At 45.9% G+C, this 3,357-nt stretch carries 3 protein-coding genes and 1 pseudogene; all 4 read right to left on the reverse strand.

The window, feature by feature from the left end; translation table 11 throughout:
- Positions 1–748: pseudogene (locus WEIDD23_RS14785) on the reverse strand (family 1 glycosylhydrolase); the annotation flags it as partial.
- 5 nt (positions 749–753) lie between these two features.
- Positions 754–1,077 carry a PTS lactose/cellobiose transporter subunit IIA gene (locus tag WEIDD23_RS09010; protein WP_010372502.1) on the reverse strand — a complete coding sequence of 108 codons (324 nt, stop codon included), beginning with the start codon at positions 1,075–1,077 and terminating at the stop codon, positions 754–756.
- Positions 1,078–1,122: 45 nt separating this feature from the next.
- Entirely contained in the window at positions 1,123–1,440 is a 318-nt protein-coding gene (locus tag WEIDD23_RS09015; RefSeq protein WP_010372498.1) for a PTS sugar transporter subunit IIB, read from the reverse strand.
- Between the two features lie 21 nt (positions 1,441–1,461).
- Positions 1,462–2,919, reverse strand: coding sequence for a 6-phospho-beta-glucosidase (locus WEIDD23_RS09020; RefSeq protein ID WP_010372495.1), 1,458 nt, complete (start codon positions 2,917–2,919; stop codon positions 1,462–1,464).
- Between the last annotated feature and the right edge of the window lie 438 nt (positions 2,920–3,357).

Consider the following 3,357-nt stretch of genomic DNA (forward strand, 5'->3'; position numbering starts at 1 on the left):
CTGGATTCATGGCAATCATATCACCGACCAATAATTCGCATCCCATCTCACGTGCGATTTCATGGGCCCGCTTTGTCACCAATGCGGAGGCCAATAACTCGTAGTGTGACGCTTGATACATCAGTTCTTGCGCTTCGTCTGCCTGATAATCTAGCAATCCTGAGTTTTGCAGCATTGGATGCGGATCCATCCAAGACGTTTGATTATTAATTTCATTGAAGGTCATCCAATACTTGACGCGATCCCCATAACGTAGCATCACCGTATCGGCAAACTTCAAGAAGAAATCAATGACTTGACGGTTACGGAACCCACCGTACTTCTTAACCAGATGCAACGGCATCTCGAAGTGGCTTAACGTGATGACTGGCACGATGTCATTTTCAATCATCGCATCAATCATCTTGTCATAGTAAGCCAAGCCGGCTTCATTTGGCGTTTCTTCATCCCCATTCGGGAAAATACGCGTCCATGCAATTGATGTGCGGAAAGCCTTTAAGCCCAGTTCCTTCATCAACTTAAAGTCTTGTGGATATGACTCGTAAAAATTAATTCCCCGGTGGTTCGGATAGTTACCATCTGGTAAAACTTCATCCGTTACTTCACGGGGCACCCCATTTTTGCCGGCCAACATCACATCAGCAATCGACACGCCCTTGCCATCAACATCCCAAGCGCCTTCAAGTTGATGCGCAGCAACGGCAGCTCCCCATAAGAACCCCTCAGGCATTTGGTATCCTTTAACCATTACAATTACCCCTCCAACTTTTGCACACGCTTCATCAACTCAATGAGTTCAATAGCCATGTCGCGGAACGTAATGGCATTCATCAAATGATCTTGGCCGTGAACCATATAGAGATCAACTTCTGTGTGCTCACCTTGGGCTTCCTTAGTTAGCATATCCGTTTGCACATCGTGCGCCGCTTTCAACTCTTCGTTTGCGAGCTTCAAAGCACCCTCAGCTTCATCAAACTTGCCTTCCTTCGCAAATTGAATCGCTTGGAAAGCCTGGCCCTTTGCGTTACCGCCGTGCATAATCAATCCCATAACAACTTCCATACGTGCGTCATCCATGGCTATATCCCCCCGTTGTTCGCTATTTAGTATCGTCTGATGTGATTACATCATAGCCTCGGCTGTTGCCAAAACCTTATCACCCTTCATCATGCCGTAATCCATCATGTTGATAACATCCATTGGAATGCCGGCTTCATCAGTCTTCTTCTTAACTTCATTCTTCATGTATTGCACTTGTGGCCCAAGCAACAACACATCTGGCTTTTCAGCTGAAGCTAATTCACTGTCAATATCTGCCGTTGACTTCGCGAAAATCTTGTAGTCCTTACCGGCTGCCTTTGCTGCATCTTGCATCCGTTGTACCAACATTGACGTTGACATACCTGCGGCGCACGCTAACATAATTACCTTATCTGCCATGTTTAAATCCTCTACTTTTCTTTATAGTGTCACACCTTGTGAGGTGATGACTTGCTTATACCACTCAAACGAATCCTTGCGTAAACGTTCGCCAGAACCTTCACCCATATCATCTAAATCAACATACACGTAGCCGTAACGCTTACTCATTTCACCGGTTCCCGCTGAAACAATATCAATTGGTCCCCACGACAAGTAGCCAATGACTGGGATTCCATCGTTAACAATTGCCTTTTCCATTTCAGCAATATGGGCCTTCAAATAATCAATCCGATATTGATCATGTACCTGGCCATCAACCACTTCGTCATAGGCCCCAAAACCATTTTCGACAATCATCAACGGCAGACCTGGGTACAAATCATTCAGCTCGTTCAACGTATAACGCAGGCCTTGTGGATCAATCGCCCAACCCCAATCTGAGACCTGCACCTCAGGATTTGGCACAATTTCAAAGCCGTGCGTCTCTTCAAATTCCGTATAACCAGCTGACGTTGCTTTAACAACGAACGAGTTATAGTACGAAATTGCCAGATAATCAACTGTACCAGCTTGTAAGACAGCACGATCCTCGTCAGTAATGTCCGGTCGGAAGCCTGTTCGATCTGCAAAGGCTTCAAATTCGGCCGGATATGCGCCACGGACGTGCACGTCTGAGAACCAGTCGCGTGCTTGGCGGGCTTTTTGGACCGCCAAATTATCGGCTGGCTTTGGTGACGCTGGGTATAGCGGCGCCACATTCAACATGCCCCCAATCATAAATTCTGGGTTAATCGCATGTCCAATTGCGACGGCCTTTGCACTCGCAACGAGCTCATAGTGCCCAGCTTGCACCATTGCGGCAAGTTTTTCTTCCGTTGGTGTGCCCTCTGGAAAACGCAACCCTGAATTGGTCCAAATCATGAACTCGCTCATCGCTTCATCGACCAAATTCGCCTGATTTGAAATCTCATTATGCGTCATCCAATATTTCACCTTATCCTGATAACGGTTAAAGACGGTCTCCGCATACGTCACAAAGAAATCAATCACACGCCGATCTGACCAGCCCCCATAAGCTTCAACCAGATGATATGGCATCTCAAAGTGATTTAACGTCACCACCGGTTCAATCCCAAGTCGATTCATTTCGTCAAACAAATCATCGTAAAATTGTAGCCCCTCTTCATTCGGTTGCGCATCATCACCATTCGGAAAAATACGCGTCCAAGCAATCGATGTTCGAAAGGCCTTAAAGCCCATTTCTGCCATCAACGCCAAATCTGTTTTGTACGACTCATAAAAGTAGATCCCGTGATGATTTGGATAATTCAATCCGGCAATCACGCCGTCAGTAATTTGACGTGGCTGGTTATGTGCCCCAGCAGTTAAAATATCTGCAATTGACACGCCCTTGCCACCGACATTCCAGGCTCCTTCGGCTTGGTGCGCAGCAATGGCACCACCCCACAAGAAGTCACTATCTAATTTAAGTCCCATGTTATCCCCCGTACGCCGTTTTTAGTTCAACAAAGCCGGCTGTCAGAATAGTGCGTATCGCCTGCTTCGTTGTAACAACTATATTACAGTTATATTTTGTAAAAGTTTCGAATAATGAGAACTATATGTGAAAGTGGCGGGTTCTAGTCTGTGAATAAGGTGGGAGTATTTACAAAAATCAGGCTTTTCACTTGGGCAATGAAAGCGTTTTCTTCCGCTAGCGATTTTAATTATCATTGCACGAAAAAAGCCGAACCGACATTTCTGTCGATCCGGCTTTTATTAAAAACACTATTACTTAAAGAATGACAAAACTTGCGTTAAACCATTCTCACCAAAAATTGTGCGGCCATGTTCAGCAAGTACTTCAGCTGCCACTGGCGTAACATCACCGTATTCGCGAGCCACAGCCGTAATATCTTGGACGCCTGCCTGTGA

It is taken from the genome of Weissella sp. DD23 (assembly GCF_001579105.1).
GTDB classification, from domain to species: domain Bacteria; phylum Bacillota; class Bacilli; order Lactobacillales; family Lactobacillaceae; genus Weissella; species Weissella cibaria.

Coding starts and splice junctions, on each gene's coding strand:
- WEIDD23_RS09010 (WP_010372502.1), bottom strand. CDS start 1,077: ATGGATGACGCACGTATGGAAGTTGTTATGGGATTGATTATGCACGGC.
- WEIDD23_RS09020 (WP_010372495.1), bottom strand. CDS start 2,919: ATGGGACTTAAATTAGATAGTGACTTCTTGTGGGGTGGTGCCATTGCT.
- WEIDD23_RS09015 (WP_010372498.1), bottom strand. CDS start 1,440: ATGGCAGATAAGGTAATTATGTTAGCGTGCGCCGCAGGTATGTCAACG.